This window comes from Pseudomonas orientalis (assembly GCF_001439815.1).
Taxonomy (GTDB): Bacteria; Pseudomonadota; Gammaproteobacteria; order Pseudomonadales; family Pseudomonadaceae; genus Aquipseudomonas; species Aquipseudomonas orientalis.
In genome coordinates this window covers 48,925-68,618 of the sequence record NZ_JYLM01000007.1, presented here as the reverse complement: position 1 = coordinate 68,618, position 19,694 = coordinate 48,925, and the positions used below count along the sequence as shown (strand labels likewise).

19 protein-coding genes are annotated in these 19,694 nt (G+C 61.1%); 6 read left to right on the top strand and 13 right to left on the bottom strand.

Annotated elements, in window-relative coordinates; all coding sequences use genetic code 11:
- Window positions 1–105: 105 nt before the first annotated feature.
- The 5 genes from TU82_RS17690 (at window position 106) to TU82_RS17670 (ending at window position 3,605) form a co-directional block, all read left to right on the top strand.
- Complete coding sequence (locus TU82_RS17690; protein WP_057724573.1) at window positions 106–1,599, top strand: RNA polymerase factor sigma-54; 1,494 nt, start codon at window positions 106–108, stop codon at window positions 1,597–1,599.
- Window positions 1,600–1,675: 76 nt separating this feature from the next.
- Window positions 1,676–1,981, top strand: coding sequence for a ribosome hibernation-promoting factor, HPF/YfiA family (gene hpf / locus TU82_RS17685; RefSeq protein ID WP_057724572.1), 306 nt, complete (start codon window positions 1,676–1,678; stop codon window positions 1,979–1,981).
- Window positions 1,982–1,991: 10 nt separating this feature from the next.
- Window positions 1,992–2,456: a PTS IIA-like nitrogen regulatory protein PtsN gene (gene ptsN / locus TU82_RS17680; RefSeq protein WP_057724571.1), complete on the top strand. Its 465-nt coding sequence runs from the start codon at window positions 1,992–1,994 to the stop codon at window positions 2,454–2,456.
- 2 nt (window positions 2,457–2,458) lie between these two features.
- The gene (rapZ, locus tag TU82_RS17675) at window positions 2,459–3,316 is read left to right on the top strand and encodes an RNase adapter RapZ (RefSeq protein WP_057724570.1); all 858 of its coding nucleotides are present in this window, start codon (window positions 2,459–2,461) and stop codon (window positions 3,314–3,316) included.
- Between the two features lie 16 nt (window positions 3,317–3,332).
- Window positions 3,333–3,605 carry an HPr family phosphocarrier protein gene (locus TU82_RS17670; protein WP_044271635.1) on the top strand — a complete coding sequence of 91 codons (273 nt, stop codon included), beginning with the start codon at window positions 3,333–3,335 and terminating at the stop codon, window positions 3,603–3,605.
- Window positions 3,606–3,642: 37 nt separating this feature from the next.
- Here the strand turns inward: TU82_RS17670 and TU82_RS17665 are convergent, their stop codons facing one another.
- From TU82_RS17665 to pmbA, 6 genes are all read right to left on the bottom strand, one after another.
- On the bottom strand, window positions 3,643–4,536 hold the full coding sequence (locus TU82_RS17665) for a ZIP family metal transporter (protein WP_057724569.1): 894 nt from the start codon (window positions 4,534–4,536) through the stop codon (window positions 3,643–3,645).
- A 32-nt stretch (window positions 4,537–4,568) separates the two neighbouring features.
- Window positions 4,569–5,180, bottom strand: coding sequence for a superoxide dismutase (locus TU82_RS17660; RefSeq protein WP_057724568.1), 612 nt, complete (start codon window positions 5,178–5,180; stop codon window positions 4,569–4,571).
- Window position 5,181: 1 nt separating this feature from the next.
- Window positions 5,182–5,610: a hypothetical protein gene (locus TU82_RS17655; protein WP_057724567.1), complete on the bottom strand. Its 429-nt coding sequence runs from the start codon at window positions 5,608–5,610 to the stop codon at window positions 5,182–5,184.
- 28 nt (window positions 5,611–5,638) lie between these two features.
- Entirely contained in the window at window positions 5,639–7,015 is a 1,377-nt protein-coding gene (locus TU82_RS17650) for a class II fumarate hydratase (protein ID WP_057724566.1), read from the bottom strand.
- Window positions 7,008–7,403 carry a hypothetical protein gene (locus TU82_RS17645; RefSeq protein WP_057724565.1) on the bottom strand — a complete coding sequence of 132 codons (396 nt, stop codon included), beginning with the start codon at window positions 7,401–7,403 and terminating at the stop codon, window positions 7,008–7,010. The genes TU82_RS17650 and TU82_RS17645 overlap by 8 nt, the downstream gene beginning before the upstream one ends.
- Before the next feature lie 147 nt (window positions 7,404–7,550).
- Window positions 7,551–8,897 carry a metalloprotease PmbA gene (pmbA, locus tag TU82_RS17640; RefSeq protein WP_057724564.1) on the bottom strand — a complete coding sequence of 449 codons (1,347 nt, stop codon included), beginning with the start codon at window positions 8,895–8,897 and terminating at the stop codon, window positions 7,551–7,553.
- A 108-nt stretch (window positions 8,898–9,005) separates the two neighbouring features.
- Here pmbA and yjgA point away from each other — a divergent pair, with 108 nt between their 5' ends.
- Window positions 9,006–9,527: a ribosome biogenesis factor YjgA gene (gene yjgA / locus TU82_RS17635; RefSeq protein ID WP_017138246.1), complete on the top strand. Its 522-nt coding sequence runs from the start codon at window positions 9,006–9,008 to the stop codon at window positions 9,525–9,527.
- Between the two features lie 45 nt (window positions 9,528–9,572).
- On the opposite strand, the gene tldD is transcribed toward yjgA, so the two are convergent.
- The 7 genes from tldD to mreC form a co-directional block, all read right to left on the bottom strand.
- Window positions 9,573–11,015 (bottom strand): metalloprotease TldD, encoded by a 1,443-nt coding sequence (gene tldD / locus TU82_RS17630; protein WP_057724563.1) that lies wholly within the window; start codon window positions 11,013–11,015, stop codon window positions 9,573–9,575.
- Between the two features lie 16 nt (window positions 11,016–11,031).
- A complete protein-coding gene (locus TU82_RS17625; RefSeq protein WP_057724562.1) occupies window positions 11,032–11,880 on the bottom strand; it encodes a carbon-nitrogen hydrolase family protein in 849 nt (282 codons plus the stop codon).
- Window positions 11,881–11,928: 48 nt separating this feature from the next.
- Window positions 11,929–15,744, bottom strand: a complete 3,816-nt coding sequence (locus TU82_RS17620) for a YhdP family protein (RefSeq protein WP_057724561.1) — start codon at window positions 15,742–15,744, stop codon at window positions 11,929–11,931.
- A 76-nt stretch (window positions 15,745–15,820) separates the two neighbouring features.
- Entirely contained in the window at window positions 15,821–17,278 is a 1,458-nt protein-coding gene (rng, locus tag TU82_RS17615; protein ID WP_057724560.1) for a ribonuclease G, read from the bottom strand.
- Window positions 17,279–17,348: 70 nt separating this feature from the next.
- Window positions 17,349–17,945 (bottom strand): Maf family protein, encoded by a 597-nt coding sequence (locus TU82_RS17610; RefSeq protein WP_057724559.1) that lies wholly within the window; start codon window positions 17,943–17,945, stop codon window positions 17,349–17,351.
- Between the two features lie 50 nt (window positions 17,946–17,995).
- Window positions 17,996–18,484 carry a rod shape-determining protein MreD gene (mreD, locus tag TU82_RS17605; protein ID WP_057724558.1) on the bottom strand — a complete coding sequence of 163 codons (489 nt, stop codon included), beginning with the start codon at window positions 18,482–18,484 and terminating at the stop codon, window positions 17,996–17,998.
- Window positions 18,484–19,578, bottom strand: coding sequence for a rod shape-determining protein MreC (mreC, locus tag TU82_RS17600; RefSeq protein ID WP_082632034.1), 1,095 nt, complete (start codon window positions 19,576–19,578; stop codon window positions 18,484–18,486). Before mreC ends, mreD begins: the two co-directional genes overlap by 1 nt.
- Window positions 19,579–19,694: the final 116 nt, after the last annotated feature.

Genomic DNA, 19,694 nt, shown 5'->3' with positions numbered 1-19,694 from the left:
GGCAAAGGCCCCGATATCAGGCATATAATTTGCTTATGTTTGGCGCTCACGCGCCCTGTCGTGGATGGCGCATTGCGCCGGCGAATAAGGTGTTAAGCCCCTGCCATGAAACCATCGCTAGTCCTGAGAATGGGCCAGCAGCTGACGATGACACCGCAGCTGCAACAGGCCATCCGCCTGCTCCAATTGTCGACCCTGGACCTGCAACAGGAAATCCAGGAGGCCCTGGAGTCCAATCCGATGCTCGAACGCCAGGAAGAAGGCGACGACTTCGACAACACAGACCCTTTGGCCGACAACATCGAGCAAAAGCCCAATCCCGACGTACAGGAACCGTCCTATCAGGAAACCGCCCCGACGGTGGACAACCTCGAGGACGGCGAATGGAACGAACGCATTCCCAACGAGCTTCCGGTGGATACCGCCTGGGAAGACGTCTACCAGACCAGCGCCAGCAGCCTGCCCAGCAACGATGACGACGAATGGGACTTCACCACCCGCACGTCGGTCGGCGAGAGCCTGCAGAGTCACCTGTTGTGGCAACTGAACCTGGCGCCGATGTCCGACACCGACCGCCTCATTGCCGTCACCCTGATCGACTGCATCAATAACCAGGGTTACCTGGACGAGACGCTGGAAGAAATTCTTGAGGCGTTCGACCCTGAGCTGGATATCGAGCTGGACGAGATCGAAGCCGTCCTGCACCGCATCCAGCAATTCGAGCCCGCCGGGATTGGCGCCCGTACGCTCAGCGAGTGCCTGTTGCTGCAACTGCGCCAACTGCCGGCCAAGACCCCTTGGCTCGCTGAAGCCAAGCGCCTGGTCAGCGACTACATCGACCTGCTGGGCAGCCGCGACTACAGCCAGCTGATGCGTCGCATGAAGCTCAAGGAAGACGAGCTGCGCCAGGTCATCGAGCTGGTCCAGAGCCTCAACCCGCGTCCGGGCTCGCAGATCGAGTCCAGCGAAGCCGAATATGTCGTGCCTGATGTGATCGTGCGCAAGGACAATGAGCGTTGGCTGGTCGAGTTGAATCAGGAATCGGTGCCACGCCTGCGGGTCAACCCGCAATACGCCGGTTTCGTGCGCCGCGCCGATACCAGCGCCGACAACACCTTCATGCGCAACCAGCTGCAGGAAGCGCGCTGGTTCATCAAGAGCCTGCAAAGCCGCAACGAAACCCTGATGAAAGTCGCCACCCAGATCGTCGAGCACCAGCGCGGCTTCCTGGAATACGGTGACGAAGCCATGAAGCCGCTGGTGCTGCATGACATCGCCGAGGCGGTGGGCATGCACGAGTCGACGATTTCACGGGTGACCACGCAAAAATTCATGCATACCCCACGGGGTATATATGAGCTGAAATACTTTTTCTCCAGCCACGTAAGCACCTCCGAAGGCGGCGAATGCTCGTCCACGGCGATCCGCGCGATCATCAAAAAACTGGTTGCCGCGGAAAATCAGAAAAAGCCGTTGAGTGACAGCAAGATCGCTGGTTTACTGGAGGCACAAGGCATTCAGGTCGCCCGTCGAACCGTCGCCAAGTACCGCGAGTCCCTTGGGATCGCGCCTTCCAGCGAGCGTAAGCGTTTGATGTGACGGGCGGGGCACAGCGTTCCAGTGGCAGGCGCTTTTCGCCTGTCGCTTTATGCACTGGCAACGAAGGAGAAGCTGTATGCAAGTCAACATCAGTGGACACCATGTAGAAGTCACCCCACCAATGCGCGAATACGTCGAACAGAAGCTGAAGAAGCTTGAAGGACATTTCGACAAGATCACCAACGTGCAGGTCATCATGAAGGTCGACAAGCTTCAGCAGAAAATCGAAGCGACCCTGCAGATACCCGGTGGCGAAGTGGTTGCCAATGCCGAGCATGAAGACATGTATGCATCGATCGACTTGCTCACCGACAAGCTTGACCGCCAACTCAAAAAGCATAAGGAAAAGAATCTGCACCTGATGCAAGGTACAGGTCGTTAACCCTCCCCCTATGATCCAACTTCAAACCATCCTGACCCCCGGCCGTTCCCTTGTGAACGTGCCGGGCGGCAGCAAGAAGAAAGCCCTCGAACAAATTGCCAACCTGATCAGCAGCCAAGTGCCTGAGCTGGAGATGCAAGATGTCTTCGAGGCGCTGATTGCCCGTGAAAAACTCGGTTCGACCGGTTTTGGCAACGGCATCGCCATCCCCCACTGCCGCCTCAAAGGCTGCGAAACACCGGTCAGCGCTCTGCTGCACTTGGATCACCCTATCGATTTCGATGCCATCGACGGCGCTCCGGTCGACCTGCTGTTTGTTCTGCTGGTCCCACAAGCCGCCACCGATGCCCACCTGGAACTGCTCCGGCAGATCGCCAGCATGCTCGACCGCAAGGAAGTGCGCGATAAATTGCGCAGCGCCAGCAGTAATGAGGCGCTGTATCAGGTCGTCCTGGATGAGCAAAACGGGCAGTAATCATGCGTTTGATCATCGTCAGCGGCCGTTCCGGGTCGGGTAAGAGCACTGCCCTTAATGTTCTTGAAGACAGCGGCTTCTATTGCATCGACAACCTGCCCGCCGGCTTGCTGCCGGAATTGGCGGAACGCGCCCTGATCCACACCGAGTTGGCGCAACCGCTGGTCGCCGTGTCGATCGACGCCCGCAACCTGCCCAGTCACCTCTCGCGGTTCCCCGAACTGCTCGAGGAGGTGCGCGCCAAGCATATTCATTGCGACGTGCTGTATCTGGACGCCGACGAAGAGACCCTGCTCAAGCGGTTCTCCGAAACCCGGCGACGCCACCCGCTCAGCAGCGCCAATCGCTCCCTGGCCGAAGCCATCGAGGACGAGACCAAGCTGCTGGGGCCGATCATCGACCTGGCCGACCTCAAGATCAACACCACCAACCTGAACCTGTACCAGCTGCGCGATGCGATCAAGCTGCGGTTGCTGAACCAGCCGGAGCCTGGTACGGCGTTTCTGGTCGAGTCGTTTGGTTTCAAGCGGGGCATGCCGGTGGATGCCGACCTGGTGTTCGACGTGCGCTGCCTGCCTAATCCGTATTGGAAACCGGAGTTGCGCGATCAGTCCGGGCTTGATCAGCCGGTGATCGACTACTTGGCGGCACAAGCGGATGTGGAAGAGATGTTCCAGGATATCTCCACCTACCTGCTCAAATGGTTGCCGCGTTTTGCCGCAAGCAACCGCGCCTATGTCACCATTGCCATCGGCTGTACCGGCGGCCACCACCGTTCCGTCTATCTGACGGAGCGACTGGGCCAGGTGCTGCAACAAACCCTCAAGAACGTCCAGGTTCGCCACCGCGACCTTAGCTGAAAGGAACACCACTGCGATGCCGGCTCGGGAAATTGAAATCATCAACAAGCTGGGCTTGCACGCCCGCGCATCAGCCAAGTTTGTCGGTGTCGCCGGGCAGTTCCCCTGCCAGATCCGCGCCGGGCGCACCCCGGAATCGATGGTCGACGGCAAAAGCATCATGGCGATGATGATGCTCGCCGCAGGCAAGGGCACCAAAATCCATCTGAAAACCGAAGGTGAACAAGAGCAGGAAGCGATGGACGCGTTGGTCGCGTTGATCAACAACTACTTCGACGAGGGTGAATAACGCCTTCCTCTTGCAGGAGCGAACCGGCTCGCTCCTGCTATCCCAACGCCGTATCCATTACCATCATCAAGCAAAACCCGATGCACAATCCCAGGCTGGCGAGCTTGTCGTGACCGTTGTGGCGTGACTCCGGGATGACCTCATGGGTTACCACCAGCAGCATCGCACCGGCAGCCAGTGCCAACCCCAAGGGCAACAGCACTTCGGCAAGGCTCACCAACCACGCACAGAGCACCGCAAATACCGGCTCTACCAGACCCGACGCAGCGCCGATCAAAAACGCCTTGATCCGCGACATCCCCGCCCCAGCCAATACCAGCGCAATTACCAAGCCTTCCGGTACGTCCTGCAGGGCAATGCCCATGGCGAGGCTGTCGGCATCCGCCATGCCGCCGCCGGCAGATACACCCACCGCCATACCTTCCGGAATGTTGTGGGCAATGATCGCGAACACAAACAGCCAGATGCGCGGCGGGATAACCGGCTTATCCGGCGTGCCCACCAGCATTTCCGGGCTGGCGCCTGAAACCTTGCGGTCCACCAGATACAGCCCGAAGGCACCGAGCATGATGCCGAAGCTGATCAGGCCACCTGCGCCCCAGGGCGAGAGCCCCAGGTTTTCTGCGGCGGCAATACCCGGCACCACCAGCGAAAAAGCGGTCGCTGCCAGCATGACCCCCGCACCAAAACCCAGCAAGGTATCGCTCAACGCCGCCGGCATACGGCGAATCACCAGCACCGGCACCGCGCCCAGAGCGGTACCGAGCGCGCAGATCGCCCCGCCCTGCAGCGCACGCAAGATGCGCGGCTCCAGGTCGAGCCAGGCCAGGCCATGAGCCACCAGTAGTGCCGTACCGACTAATACAAGCAGGGAGCCAAACGCGTAGCGAAATAATCGCACGCTGCTAATCGCCAGTGTTTCAGTGCCCATAGTCGGCCTTAGGTCTTGTTATAGAGTGAATGTCAGGCCAGGGCAGCCTGGTAGCGCGCGGCAACCTCCGGCCAATTGATGACGCTATAGAAGGCATTGATGTACTCCGGTCGTCGGTTTTGATACAGCAGGTAGTAGGCGTGTTCCCAGACGTCCAGGCCGAGGATCGGCGTATTGCCGCTCATCAACGGGCTGTCCTGGTTGCCGCTGCTTTCCACCACCAAGGTCTTTTGTGGGGTCACACTCAACCAGGCCCAGCCGCTGCCGAAACGGGTCAACGCTGCCTTGGTAAAAGCGTCCTTGAAACTGTCGAAGCCCCCCAGTTGTTCGTCGATGGCCTGGCCCAGAACACCCTCAGGCTTTCCGCCACCTGCAGGCGACATGACCGCCCAAAACAATGAGTGGTTGGCATGGCCGCCTCCTTGGTTGACCACGGCAGCGCGTAATTGCTCCGGTAATTTTTCAACGCTGGACACCAGTTTCTCCACCGGCCAGCCCGCGAACTCGGTGCCCTCGACCGCGGCATTAAGGTTATTGATGTAAGTCTGGTGGTGCTTGGTGTAGTGAATCTCCATGGTTTGCGCATCGATATGGGGTTCAAGCGCGTCAAAGGCATAAGGCAGGGCCGGCAGGGTGTAGGTCATATCAATGTGCTCCATATTGAGAGGGGGTCGGTTGCGTCGTAGCACCGCCCAGTAAGCGATGGGTGCGCGGGTATTCGCCGTGATCGCTGATGAAATTCAACAGTTCGACGTAGGTTTTGCTGCTCTGGCGCAGCGCTGCCTCGCGCAACTGGGGGCTGAGGCGGGGGTCCTGCATGGTCTGCAGCAGCCGCTGGTGAATGGCGCAGAGGTATTCCGCGCTTTCCTCAGGCTGGTTGAGGCGCAGGTGCAGGTCTGCCAGGTTGTGATGGGAAATGACGCAAGCCGCCACTGCCTCGTCGGCATCCGCCCAGCGTTCGAACAACACCTGGGCCAGGGCCAGGGCTTGCAGGTAGGCCTCGCGGGCGTCCACCAGCTCGCCCGCCATAAAGCAGCGATTGGCCCGTTCGATCGTGCGTTTCCAGTGCTCCATGGTGAACCTCCAAAGCGGGGTCGATGGTTTACACGCCGCCAGCCGTGAGCTTTTCCGGGTCCAGCAGGACTTCCAGTTGGCTGCGCGGCAAGTCGGTGTGTTCGAGGGCGACATCGATGACCGAACGGCCCTGCTGATGAGCCTGTTTGGCGATTTCAGCGGCCTTTTGGTAACCAATGATCGGATTGAGGGCGGTGACCAGAATCGGGTTGCGCGACAACGCCTCCTTGAGCTTCGCTTCGTTGACCTTGAAGCTGGCGATGGCCTTGTCTGCCAGCAAACGGCTGGCGTTGGCCAGCAGCTCCAGGCTACTGAGCAGGTTCTGGGCGATGATCGGCAGCATCACGTTCAGCTCGAAGTTGCCCGATTGGCCGGCCACGGTAATCACCGTGTCGTTGCCGATGACCTGGGCGGCCACCATGGCCGTGGCTTCAGGGATCACCGGATTGACCTTTCCCGGCATGATCGAAGAACCCGGCTGCAGGCCTTCCAGCTCGATTTCGCCAAGGCCGGCCAGCGGGCCGGAGTTCATCCAGCGCAGGTCATTGGCGATTTTCATCAGCGATACGGCGGTGGCTTTCAACTGGCCGGAGACGGCGACGGCGGTGTCCTGGGAGCCAATCAACGCAAACAGGTTCTTGCCCGGCGTAAACGTCACTTGGGTCAGGTGGCTCAGGTGCTGGCTGAAGCGTGCGGCAAATTCGGGATGCGCGTTGATGCCGGTGCCCACGGCCGTGCCGCCCTGGGCCAGCGCCTGCAGCGCCGGCAACAGGTCCTGCAAGTGGCCGATATTGGCCTTGAGTTGCTGCGCCCAACCCTTGAGCACCTGGCTCATGCGCACCGGCATAGCATCCATCAAGTGAGTGCGCCCGGTCTTGATAAACGGGTGAACCGCTTCGGCTTTTTGCTCGATCACCTGCACCAGGTGCAGCAAGGCCGGCAATGTTTGCTCGTGCAGCACCAGCGCGGCGCTGACATGAATGGTGGTAGGAATGATGTCATTGCTGCTTTGCCCACAATTGACGTGATCGTTGGGGTTTACCACCTCGCCCAGCAAGCGGCTGGCCAGGGTGGCAATCACTTCGTTGGCGTTCATGTTGGAACTGGTGCCGGAGCCGGTCTGGAATATATCCACCGGAAAGTGCTGCATGTAGTCGCCTTCCAGCAAGCCCTGGGCGGCATCGACAATGGCCTTGCCCTGCCCTTCGCTGATTTGCTTGAGGTCGACGTTGGCCCTGGCGGCTGCGGCCTTGGCCAGGATCAGCGCGCGAATGAATTGCGCCGGCATGCGCTGGTGGCTGATCGGAAAGTTGTTCACCGCACGCTGGGTTTGCGCGCCGTACAGGGCCTCGGCGGGGACTTGCAGTTCGCCCATGCTGTCGCGTTCGATACGTGTATTACTCATCGTTGGATCCTTGCACCACATCGGAGAAAGAGAGGGATGGCAGCAGTTGGCAGGTTGCCAATTGCCAGGCGAACGCCTGCCAGCGCTTTAGCCGGCAGGCGCAGTGGGAGAGTTTTTCCAGGTCACGCAATGGACGCCAGGCCTGGTCCAGACACAGGGAGCGCCAATGCCAGGGCAGCGCGGTATCGCTGGCGGTGTCGATGAGCAGGCGAAATGAGGTTTCGGCGATCGTCCACGGGTGGGTCGCGGTGCAACACGCCAGATACCGCCCCTCATTGAGGTAATGTTCGATCAGGCGAGGTTCATTGGGGTCGAGCCCGCAGCGGATCTGACGACTCATCCACCGCCAACTTTCCAGGTACGGGTCCTCATGCAAGACAGAACTCATGATCCACACTCATCCAGTAATGATATTCATTATTAAATGATATTAAGAATCAAAACAAGAACGACAGGTTGAACTCGCCTTACAGAGCCCCAAAAAAAGGCGCGCCATCATCGAGATGGCGCGCCTTTTTTGGTGACGCGTCGCAGGTCAGCTACCGGCGACCGTCATCCGTTCGATCAATACGGAGCCCGTGCGGATATTGCTGCGCAGCTCCAGATCATTCCCCACTGCAACGATCTGCTTGAACATATCGCGCATGTTGCCGGCGATCGTCACTTCCTGGACGGCGAACTGAATTTCGCCGTTCTCCACCCAGAATCCCGCCGCGCCACGGGAATAGTCACCCGTCACCATGTTCAGGCCGTGGCCCATCAGTTCGGTCACCAGCAGGCCGCGTCCCATGCGACGCAACAGCGCCGCCTGGTCTTCATCGCCATGAGTCACGAACAGGTTGTGGACGCCGCCGGAGTTGGCGGTGCTGGGCAGGCCAAGCTTGCGGCCCGCGTAGGTGCCCAAGACATAAGACACCAACTCGCCGTTCTCGACGAACGGCTTGGCATAGGTGGCCAGGCCATCGCCGTCGAACGAGGTGCTGCCCATGGCGCGCATGAGGTGCGGGCGCTCATCGATAGTCAGCCATTCAGGGAACAACGTCTCGCCGATCGCGCCTTCGAGGAAGGAAGATTTACGGTAGAGGTTGCCGCCGGAAATCGCCCCGAGAAAACTGCCGAACAAACCACCGGCCAACTCGGCGGAAAACAACACCGGTACTTCGCAGGTGGGCACCGGGCGCGCGCCCAAACGGCTGGCTGCACGCTGCGCGGCGCGCTGGCCAATGCTTACGGGGTCTGCCAGCAACTCACCCTGACGATTCACGTCATACCAGTAATCACGCTGCATCTGGCCATTGGCTTCAGCGATCATCACGCAGCTCAGGCTGTGACGGGTGGACGCATAGCCGCCGATAAAACCATGGCTGTTGCCATAGACACGGCAGCCCTGGTGGGTGCTCAGCGTGGTGCCGTCGGCATTCTTGATGCGGGCATCGGCGTCAAACGCCGCCGCTTCGCAGGTCAGCGCCTGCTCGATGGCTTGCTCAGGCGTGATGTCCCAGGCATGGAACAGATCGAAATCCTGCAGATCCTTGGCCATCAACGCTTTGTCGGCCAAGCCCGAGCTTTCATCCTCGGAAGTGTGCTTGGCGATTGCCAAAGCAGCGGCGACGGTTTCGCGAATCGCCTCCGGGCCACTGGCCGACGTACTGGCCGAGCCCTTGCGCTGACCAACGTACAAGGTAATGCCGAACCCCTGGTCGCGATTGAACTCGACGGTTTCCACTTCCCGCTGACGCACCGACGTCGACAGCCCCTGTTCCAGCGACACCGCTACTTCACAGGCGCTGGCCCCCTGGCGCTTGGCCTCGGCAAGGATCTGCTCGACTTGTTCCTGCAGTGCCGGTAACGCTTGCGGACCGACGCTTTGGGCTGCACTCATGGTTTTCTCCACTCAAATTCTGCTCTCGGTTAAGGCCATCGAGCGACCGGGCCGGACAAGCGGCCCCCGACTGGTTATCATGGCGACGTTTCTTTGCGGACTGCCACCATGGTTGATTCTTACGACGACTCCCTCGATGGGGAGAAAAGCAAAACCCAGGTCAAACGCGAGCTGCATGCTCTGGTTGACCTTGGCGAGCGCCTTACAACGCTCAAAAAGGACTTGATAGCCAAACTGCCACTGACCGACGAAATGCGCCGGGCCTTGGCCGATGCGCCTAAGCACACCGCGAATATCGCGCGCAAACGGCACATCATGTTTATCGGCAAGCTGATGCGCGATCAGGACACTGACGCTATTCTGGCCTTGCTCGATCAGACCGATGCCTCCACTCGCCAGTACAACGAACGCTTCCATAACCTGGAGCGCTGGCGTGACCGCCTGATCTCGGGCGATGACGCCGTGCTGGAGAAATTCGTGCTGGACTATCCGGACGCGGACCGCCAGCAATTGCGTTCCCTGATCCGTCAGGCCCAGCATGAGCAGGCGCATAACAAGGCGCCGGCCACCAGCCGTAAAATCTTCAAATACATCCGTGAGCTGGACGAGACTCAACGCGGTCTGCGCTGACCCTCTTCCGCGGGTGGCGGTCTTCGCCACCCGAAGCTCCACGGCTTACGACCCCGTGCCACCCACGGTGATCGCATCGATTTTCAAGGTTGGCTGGCCCACGCCCACCGGCACCGACTGCCCATCCTTCCCGCACGTACCCACGCCGCTGTCCAGCGACAGGTCGTTACCGACCATCGACACCTTGCTCATGGCCTCCGGCCCATTACCGATCAATGTCGCGCCCTTGACCGGTGCGGTAATCTTGCCGTCTTCGATCAGGTACGCCTCGCTGGTGGAGAACACGAACTTGCCGCTGGTGATATCCACCTGCCCGCCACCAAGGTTGGCGCAGTAGATGCCGCGCTTCACCGAAGCAATGATTTCTGCCGGATCGCTCTCGCCACCGAGCATGTAGGTGTTGGTCATGCGTGGCATCGGCAGGTGGGCATAGGATTCACGGCGGCCGTTGCCGGTGCGCGCCACGCCCATCAGGCGGGCGTTGAGCTTGTCCTGCATATAGCCCTTGAGCACGCCGTTTTCGATCAGGGTGGTGCACTCGGTCGGCGTTCCTTCGTCATCCACGCTCAACGAACCACGGCGACCGGCCAGGGTGCCGTCATCGACAATGGTGCACAGCTTGGATGCGACCCTCTCGCCCATACGGCCGCTGTAGGCGGAACTGCCCTTGCGGTTGAAGTCGCCTTCCAGCCCATGGCCCACGGCTTCGTGCAACAACACACCGGACCAACCCGAGCCCAGCACCACCGGCAAGGTACCGGCCGGCGCAGGAATCGCTTCCAGGTTGACCAGTGCCTGGCGCAGCGCTTCACGGGCGTAGCCCATGGCGCGGTCTTCGGCGAGGAAATAACGGTAGTCGGTACGCCCGCCGCCGCCATGGCCACCGCGCTCGCGGCGACCATTCTGTTCGACGATCACACTCACGTTGAAACGCACCAGTGGCCGCACATCCGCCGCCAGCCCGCCGTCGGTGGACGCGACAAGGATGCGCTCCCACACGCCGGCCATGCTTACGGTGACCTGCTGGATACGCGGGTCCAGGGCACGCGTAGCCGCGTCAACACGCTTGAGCAGCTCGACCTTCTCCGCGCGGCTGATCACTTCCAGCGGATTATCCGGCGCGTACAACTGCGCCACGTCCTGGGTACTGAACGCCTGCACCGTGCCGTTTTGCCCCGCGCGGGAGATCGAGCGCGCCGCACGCGCCGCCAGGCCCAGGGCCTCCAGGGTAATGGCGTTGCTGTAGGCAAAACCGGTTTTTTCGCCCGATTGCGCGCGAACGCCCACACCCTGGTCAAGGTTGAAACTGCCTTCCTTGACGATGCCGTCTTCCAGCGCCCAGGACTCGGAAATCTGCCCCTGGAAATACAGGTCGGCCGCGTCAATGCCCGGCCCGGCCAGATCGCCCAGCACGGTTTGCAGATTTTCGATGGTCACGCCACCGGGTGCCAGGAGGTGTTCACTGACTGAGGACAACAACTCGCTCATAGGTTTGGCCTTAAATTCATCGTTCTGAAGCAGGTCGCTGTGCGCCCTGCGAGAAAAAGCGCCGGTGGTTGACCACCGGCATGCGCGCCCGTATCGACGCCTGTTCACTGCTGTCGCGTTCGGCCACCAGCACCGCTTCGCCTTGATCCTGCTGGGCCAATATGCGCCCCCAGGGGTCGATAATCGCCGCGTGCCCATGGGTTTCACGTGGCCCCGGGTGCACTCCGCCCTGGGCGGCCGCCAGCAGGTAGCACTGGGTTTCGATGGCCCGCGCACGAATCAGCACATCCCAATGCGCAGCGCCGGTTACCGCCGTAAACGCCGAAGGCGCACTGATCAACTCAGCCCCGGCGGCACGCAACTCGCTGTACAACTCGGGGAAGCGCAGGTCGTAACACACCGTCAGCCCCAGGCGCCCCACGGGCGTGTCCGCCACGACTACATTGCTTCCGAAAGCATAGTCGTCGGATTCGCGATAGCGACCTCGGGCGTCCGCCACATCCACATCGAACAAGTGCAGCTTGTCGTAACGAGCAACGATTTCACCACGGTCGTCGAGCAGCAGCGAGCAGGCGTTGGGCTTGGCGTGCGGTTGATCCCTGGGTGGCAACGGTATTGTGCCCGCCACTATCCATAAGGTGAGGTCTCGGGCGGTCTGTTTCAACCATGGGAGGATCGGGCCTTCACCCAAGGCCTCGGCGCGACCGATATCGGCCATGTCGCGGCGGCCCATGGCGGCGAAGTTCTCCGGCAGTACCGCAAGCCTGGCGCCCTGCGCCGCCGCGCGCTCCAGCAGGCGGCGTGCCTGGACCAGGTTGGCCAGCACATCACTCTGGCTGACCATTTGAATTACCGCAAAGGACATGGGCCGACACTCCATAAAGGGCATGCGGTCATGCTACTCCACAGCCTCTCAGTTTGGTTTTTCAAATGGCTTGTCGAAGGTGATTTTCGGGTCTTTCCAGGGGCCTTGTACGGTGTACTGCACACTGGCGAAGCGCGACACCCGGTCTCCGATCAACTTGTCGATCAGGAACAACGCACCGCCAATGGCCGGCGCGCCGACAATCAACGCAGCGATCGGCAGGTTGTTGGTGACCGGCAGGGTCACCAGCAACTTGGCATCGACGCGATCCGCCACCAGGTCCAGGGTGCCGTTGAGCTCCAGGTTGGTGGACGGCCCGGTCATGGTGATGGGCTCACGGGTCACGAACACACCGTCACTGGCCGCCAGCAAGCCCTTGACCCGGTCATAGCTCAAGCCCTTGCCAAGCAAGTCGGAGAAGTCCAGGCGCAAACGGCGGCCAATGGAGTTGAAATTAAGCAGGCCGAACACCCGCAGCGCCTGGGCGCCACCTTCCACTTCGACAAACTGGCCTTTGCGGAACGCCGCGTCCAGGCTACCGGAGAACCGCTTGGGCCCGACCCAGGCGGGCGAGCCCGGCCAACGACCGTCCACGTCCAGATGAAAGTCCTCGCTGGTCACCGTGGGCGCAAAGCCCCAGCCTTTGAGCACATCGGCAATGTTCTTGCCGTCCAGCCGCCCTTTGTACCAACTGCTGCTGGCCCCCGGCGCGCCTTCCCAACCACCGGCGCCATTGAGTTGCATGCCCTTGAGGCCCAGGTCCAGGTTGTTGAAGGCCAGGCCCTTGGCGGTCGGGCGGATTTTCAGCGACCACGCGCCTACCAGGTCCGGGCCCTGGAAAAGCTGGTCGATGGCGATATCCAACGCGGGAATATCCTTGGGATCGATCTCGGCCAACGGGTCCGGCGCGTTCTCGTCAGCCTGCACGGTAGGGTCTACGGCGGGCAACTTCACGTACTGCAGGTTGACCGCAATGGGGGCGCCCTTGGCATCCGGCAGATTCACCGTGCCCTTGGCTTGCTGGCTGTCGAACTGCAGGCCCCAGGCCACGGGCTTGCGATCCAGCTGCAGTTTGACCTGGTCGAATTGAGTACCAAAGCCGGTCAGCTTGCCCACCTTGAAATCAGCGCCACTGAGCAGTTGCCTGGCACTGCCGCCCGGATCGTTACCCGCGTAACGGTTGGCGAGCTTTCTCCACGGGTCGATATCCAACTCGGAGAGCACCCCGCGAACGCGCAGTCCCTTGGCGCCGGGCAATACCGCATCGCCATCGCCGAGGAACAATTCGCCGCGGCCATCATTGAAGTTGTCCGGCGGCGCGGCAAAGGTGAAATTGGCCAGCTCACCGTAATCGAACCAGTAACGACGCTCAGCGCCCTGCAGGGTCATGCGGAACGTACTGTCACGGCCCTGGCTCGCCGGCATGCCGAACGGCGCCGGCAAATCCACCGCAACGCCCTTGAGGTTGGAGTCGACCATCAGTTGGCTGTCTGCGCCGTCGAGGATGACTTGCAATTGGTACGGGATATCGCCGGACACCGGCAGCGGCTGGCTGATTTTCAACCAGTCCGTGAGCCGCTTGACCGTGACCTGGCCCTTGGCGGTCACGCGGGTGCTGATAGCGCCGGGCTTGCCTTCGGCAAAAATCTGCGCAGTGATCGGGCGGTCGAACGCCTGGGCCGAAATATTCTGGCCGCTCAAGCCTTTGGCGCTGTCGAAACGGAAGTCACCCTTGAGCTGGGTCAGGTCCAGAGTAGGCTCGGCCAGCTGCAGGCGCGCCTTGTCGGTCTTGAAGTCGACCACGATTTTGGGCTCGGTGCCCTTGGCCAGAGGCACATCCAGGTCCAGGCTGCCTTGCAGGTTGCCCTCGCCCTTCCAGCCCGCAAAGGTGGAGGCGGTGCCGATCGGGGCTTCCTGAAGGATTTTCAGACCATCGCCCAAACCACCGGAAAATCCGCCGGTGAGCAGCAGGTGACTGTCCTGGCCGGCCGGCGCGTGGGGGATATTGACGTAGACGTCCTTGACCTGGGTATCGAGCAACTGCCCTTTGCTGGCCAGGATGCGCACGCCGCTCTCCTCGACAAACACCTCACCATTGACCTTGCCCACATGGGGCCAGCCCGGCTGGAACGCCAGCTCGGCATCATGCACCTTGAAGAACAGGCTGATATTGCGCGAGGCCGGCAGCGCGTTGTGGCTCAAGGAGCCCTGGTACTGGAAAAAACCCTCGTCTACCGCGCCTTTGAGGATTGCCGTGCGCAACCATTCATCCAGCGCCGGGCTCAACACTGCCGGCAGGTACTTGGGGGTAAAACGACCATCGCCATCGACCATGCCGACCCGCAGGTCCATGTAGTCCTCCTGGCTATGGTCGAAATGCAGGCGAATCAGGAAGTCCGCAGCGACCTTGCCCTCTTCCCCCAGCACTTTGATATACGGCGCAACGAGGGTGAAGCCCTGTTTGTCCAGCGTCCAGGTCAGACGCGCATTGGCCTGGATGTACTGCCATGGCTTGGCGAAGATCGGGGACAGGTGCAGGGAAAAGTCCTTGCTGTCCATGCGCAACTCGCCATGGCCCAGGTTGCCGCTGATGCTGCCGGACACATTGCGTGCGGCCGGCGCGCCGAAGTAGGCGTCAAAACCGACACGCTCAAGGTTGGCGGCAAAGCTGACTTTTTGATCGGTGTTGTCCTGTGGCCGAAAGTCCACGAGCACATTGCGCAACAGACCGGTGGCTTTCAGATGCTCGACGGCCTTGGCGAAACCTTCCGGCAGTGGTGCCAGGGCATTGAGCAGTGGAGTGATGGGGGTCAGGTCGAGTCGATCGGCCTGAAGCTTCCAGACTTCCTGATCTTTATCGGTCGCCAGGCTCTGCTGCAGTTGCATGCGCGATTCCCAGCGGGTTTCACCGATATTCATCGCCAGCGAATCGAACAGCACCTTGAGCCCGCCGTCACTGCGTTGCACATAAGCGGTGAGCGCCAGGTTCTCGATATGGACCGGCTTACGCTCGGCGTAGCTGCCCTTCACCTGCGGCGAATTGAGGCGTACCACGGCGCTTTGCAGGGTGCCGTTGGCCCAGTTGAGCCAGAATTCACCGCCGGCCTTGAACTGAGTCAGCTTCCATTGCTGGGTCAATCTGGACGGAATCCACTTGGCCCAGTCGCTTTGTGGAAGGCTCAGGTAAGCCTCGACCTCGGCATCTTTCCACTGACTGGCGCGCATGTGGCTGCGCAGGCTCAAAGCCAGCGGTTGGCCGTCGGGCAATGTCAGGCGCGCGTCCAGACGTTGCCGGGTGGTACCGGTGTGCAGGTTCAGGCCTACATACGTCACGGTCACCGGCGACCGGTCGAAGGGTTGCAGCGTCACCTGGCTGTCCAGCACCGATACGCGCTTGACCATTTGCATGCGGGTGAGCAGTTGCTCCGGGTCCAGGGGCTGGTCGTCCTGTACGGGCAAGCCTTGCAGCGCCCAGCGGCCCTCCTTGTCTTCCTTGACGCTCAACTGCAAGCCGCTGACTTGCAGGTGGGCGATGCGCACTTCGCGGGCCATCAGGCTGGCCCAGAGGTCGGGCACTACTTCAACCTGATCCAGGCGCAACGCGCTGCTGCCCTCGCCGACCATCACATCGTGGGCCAGCAATATCGGCGCAAAACCACTCCAGCGGCCTTCGAGGCTACCGATATGCAGTGGCATCTGCACCGCAGCCTGAGCCTTGGCTTCGACTTCAGCGCGGTATTCGGCCACCAGTGGGGTCAATTCACGGCCCAGGCTCACGTACACCGCCGCCACTACCAGCAGCAATGCACACAGGCCCAGCCCCCAACGGGTCAAAGCGGCAAAAAAGCGTATCAGACGCTCCATGTCAGGCGACCCTCAAAGCAGTAGTCGGACCACAGATCAGTGCCTGTCGGTCTCGAAAAGAGAAAACGAATGGGGATCAGAGCAGCACCACGTCGTATTGTTCCTGGGAGTACATGGTTTCGACCTGAAAACGAATGGTGCGCCCGATAAAGCCCTCCAGTTCAGCGACGTTACCCGACTCTTCATCCAGCAGGCGATCCACCACTTTCTGGTTGGCGAGCACTCTATAACCTTCAGCCTGGTAGGCGCGCGCCTCCCGCAGGATTTCGCGGAAAATCTCGTAGCAAACCGTTTCAGGGGTTTTCAACTTACCGCGGCCCTGGCAACTGCCGCAGGGTTCGCACAGCACTTGTTCAAGGCTTTCGCGGGTGCGCTTGCGGGTCATCTGCACCAGGCCCAGCTCGGTGATGCCAATGATGTTGGTCTTGGCGTGGTCGCGCTCCAACTGCTTTTCGAGGGTGCGCAGGACCTGGCGTTGGTGCTCGCCGTCCTCCATGTCGATGAAGTCGATGATGATAATGCCGCCCAGATTGCGCAGGCGCAGTTGGCGCGCAATCGCGGTGGCCGCTTCGAGATTGGTCTTGAAGATGGTTTCTTCGAGGTTGCGGTGGCCCACGAACGCGCCGGTGTTGACGTCGATGGTGGTCATGGCTTCCGCCGGGTCCACCACCAGATAACCACCGGATTTGAGCGGAACCTTGCGCTCCAGGGCTTTCTGGATTTCGTCTTCGACGCCATACAGGTCGAAGATCGGCCGCTCGCCCGGATAGTGCTCCAGGCGGTCGGCGATTTCCGGCATCAACTCGGCGACAAACTGCGTGGTGCGCTGGAAGGTTTCCCGCGAGTCGATGCGAATTTTCTCGATTTTTGGGCTGACCAGATCGCGCAAGGTACGCAACGCCAGGCCAAGGTCTTCATAGATCACGCTTGGCGCGCCGATAGTCTTGATCTGTACATCGATCTGGTCCCACAGGCGTCGCAGGTAGCGGATATCCATCAGGATTTCATCGGCGCCCGCCCCTTCGGCGGCGGTGCGCAGGATAAAACCACCGGCTTCCTTGATGCCTTCGGCGGCCACACAGTCGCTGACCACCTTCTTCAGGCGCTCGCGTTCGGCTTCGTCTTCGATCTTGAGGGAAATGCCCACATGGGCCGTACGCGGCATGTACACCAGGTACCGCGAAGGAATCGACAGTTGAGTAGTGAGCCGAGCCCCCTTGGAGCCGATGGGGTCCTTGGTGACCTGCACCACCAGGCTCTGCCCTTCGTGCACCAGGGCGCTGATGCTTTCCACCGTCGGGCCTTCGCGCAGGGAGATTTCCGAAGCGTGGATAAACGCGGCACGGTCCAGGCCAATGTCGACGAAAGCCGCCTGCATGCCCGGCAATACGCGCACCACCTTGCCTTTATAGATGTTGCCGACGATCCCGCGCTTCTGGGTACGCTCCACATGCACTTCTTGCAGAACACCGTTCTCTACCACCGCCACGCGCGATTCCATCGGCGTGATATTGATCAGAATCTCTTCACTCATGGCTGGGTCTCGTTCAGGCGTTTTCACAATAGTGACCGGTCGCTTAAGGCTGGGCGCTGGTATACGACGTTCAGCGCACGGTAAGGTTTTGCCAACAGGGTATGCCGAATTGCGCCAGCAGTTGCGCGGTTTCGCACACGGGCAAGCCAACCACGGCGGAATAGCTGCCACTGAGTCCGGTCACGAACACCGAGCCAAGCCCCTGGATAGCATAGCCGCCGGCTTTGTCCTGGGGTTCGCCGCTGTGCCAGTAGGCCGTCGCCTCCTGAGCAGAAATCTGGCGAAAAGCCACACGGCTGCTGACACATCGGGTTTCACAGCGCTGGCCGTCGGTCAGGGCAATCGCCGTGAGGACTTCATGCTCACGTCCCGCCAGGGCCATCAACATCGCGAGAGCATCGGCCTGGTCCACCGGTTTGCCAAGAATCTTGCCATCCACGATAACCGCCGTATCGGCCCCCAATACGCAGAGGCCTGCGGTTTGCTCAAGCGCAGCCAACCCCGCCCCGGCCTTGCTTAGCGCCAGGCGCTCGACATAAGCCACAGGGGTTTCGTGGGTAAGAGGTGTTTCATCGATGGCGGCGCTGACCACGGTGAAAGGCACACCGATCTGGGTCAACAACTCGCGCCGGCGCGGGGAGCCCGAGGCCAGATAAAGCAGATTCATTGCAGACTCTCCCTGTAGGGTTCGATAACCAGGCAGAGCCTCGCAATCCGTCAATTGATTTTGTAGCGGCGACGTAACCCACGCAGGCCGAAACTGACCCAAGGCCACAGCAACGCGCTGACCAGCGCCGGCAGCACCAGTGCCAGGGTGGGCTGGCGATTGCCGGTCAAGGCACTGAGCCAGAGTTGAACCAGTTGCGCCAGGCCGAAGATCACCAGAATCACCAGGCACTGCTGCCACATCGGGAACATACGCAAGCGCTGCTGTAACGACAGCACCAGGAAGGTAATCAGGGTCAGGATCAATGCATTCTGGCCGAGCAAGGTGCCATAGAGCACATCCTCCGCCAGGCCCAGGCACATCGCCGTGACCATGCCCACTTTGTGCGGCAGGTGCAACGACCAGAACGCCAACAGCAGCGCCAGCCACAGCGGGCGCAGGATTTCCATGAATTGCGGCAGCGGCGACACGCTGAGCAGCAAGCCGACCGCAAAGGTCAGCCAGACCACCCAGCCGTTACGCGAATGAGTACTGGCCATTATTCCTCCCTCTGCCGCGTCGTGGCCGGGGCGGTGGTCGCGGGCCTTGCGGCAGGCGCGGTGGTCGCCGCCGGTTTCGCCGGGCGTGCGCTGTGTGCAGCGGGCTTGGCCGGTGTGGCGACAGGCGCTGCGGTGGCGGGTACGGCAGCAGGCGCCGGTGGCCCCACGAACGCCGGTTTCGGCACAGTGGCGGGAATCACGGGGGCGGTGCCGTTCTGCTTGTCTTCCGCTTCCTGGGCCTGGGCGGCGTCATTGGCGCGCTCTTCCGGCGTGCGGTTGTCGCTGAACACCAGCAGCAGATAACGGCTGCGGTTCAACGCGGCAGTCGGGACTGCGCGCACAATGGCAAACGGCTGGCCGGAATCGTGGATGACCTCCTTGACCGTGGCCACCGGGTAACCCGCCGGGAAACGCTGACCCAGGCCGGAGCTGACCAGCAGGTCGCCTTCCTTGATGTCGGCGGTATCGGCCACGTGCCGCAACTCCAGGCGTTCCGGGTTACCGGTACCGCTGGCAATCGCGCGCAAGCCGTTGCGATTGACCTGCACGGGGATGCTGTGGGTGGTGTCCGTCAACAGCAGGACGCGCGAGGTATAGGGCATCAACTCGACCACCTGGCCCATCAGGCCGCGGGCATCGAGCACCGGCTGGCCGAGCACCACGCCGTCGCGCTCGCCCTTGTTGATGATGATGCGATGGGTGAAGGGGTTGGGGTCCATGCCGATCAACTCGGCCACTTCGACCTTTTCGTTGACCAGCGCGGAAGAATTGAGCAACTCGCGCAGCCGAACGTTCTGCTCGGTGAGGGCCGCGAGCTTTTGCATGCGGCCCTGCAACAGCAGGTTTTCGGTCTTGAGTTTTTCGTTCTCGGCGACCAGCTCGGTGCGGCTGCCGAATTGGCTGGCCACGCCCTGGTAGAGACGTTGCGGCAGGTCGGTGATCCAGTAAGTCTGCATCAACACCAGCGACATCTGGCTACGCACAGGCTTGAGCAGCGAAAAGCGCGCATCGACCACCATCAGCGCGACCGAAAGCACGGTCAGCACCAACAGGCGCACGCCCAATGAGGGGCCTTTGGCAAAGAGCGGTTTAATAGGCCGCTCCTCCCAGGCAAATGTTCTCTTTATTCATACGGCATCAAACCGGCCTGGATGCAGATTGAAGAAGATAAACGCCAACAGGCAGCACTGCAAAGTGCTGCCTGCCGACC